General features: G+C 61.2%; 2 protein-coding genes. Both read left to right on the forward strand.

Features of this window, described 5'->3' with window-relative positions; translation table 11 throughout:
• A partial coding sequence (locus tag B7L68_RS08430; RefSeq protein ID WP_304529107.1) for a putative RNA uridine N3 methyltransferase occupies window positions 1–223 on the forward strand: 223 nt, incomplete at its 5' end.
• Between the two features lie 252 nt (window positions 224–475).
• Window positions 476–658: hypothetical protein (locus B7L68_RS09000; protein WP_238136396.1), on the forward strand; the 183-nt coding region annotated here is incomplete at its 3' end.

The raw sequence follows: 658 nt of genomic DNA on the forward strand, positions 1-658 counted from the left end.
GAGACCCGTAGGCCGCACCCTGGTGGTGTTCGGCGGCCCTAAGGCCGGCGTAGACGAGATAGCGAGGATCGAGGGGATAGAGCTGAAGGGCCTGTTTCTAAACTTCATACCGAGGCAAGGCACCGAGACCGTCAGGACAGAGGAGGCCATCTTCGCCGTGTTGGCTCTGCTCAATTACGCAAATATATGTAGCGTAGGGAAGCCCACAAAGGCTGAAAAATAGGTTCGATCCGCCTCCTCACTTCTTCTCCTTCTTGCCCTCGGCCTCGGAGGAGGCCTCTATTCCCAGCTTCTTGGCCTCCTCCTCGGTCGTCATGAACAGGCTAGTCCTCTGCCTTCCGCCCATGCTCCGCAGTAAACTCGCCACTAATAACCTTTTCTGGCCATTGGGCGTCGTGCCCCCTCTTGAGCCGGGGCGCCCATGCTCGCCGTAATCCGCCGTCGGCAGATCCACGGAGGCGGTCGAACCGGCCCCGTGGCCTCCAGCCGGCGGCGAAATCCGCGGGTCGCGGGAGAAGGCTGGACGGCCCCCCTCGACGGCGACCTGCATCGCGCCGTCAACGTCCCGCCTACGGGGCTGTTTTTGTCCGATAGACGTATAAGCAACGCCGTTTGGTTGGGCATGCCGCAGAAGCTGAAGTTCTACGACATCAAGGCC

Origin of the sequence: Thermoproteus sp. CP80, assembly GCF_002077075.2 — an archaeon.
In the GTDB taxonomy this organism is placed as follows: Archaea; Thermoproteota; Thermoprotei; order Thermoproteales; family Thermoproteaceae; genus Thermoproteus.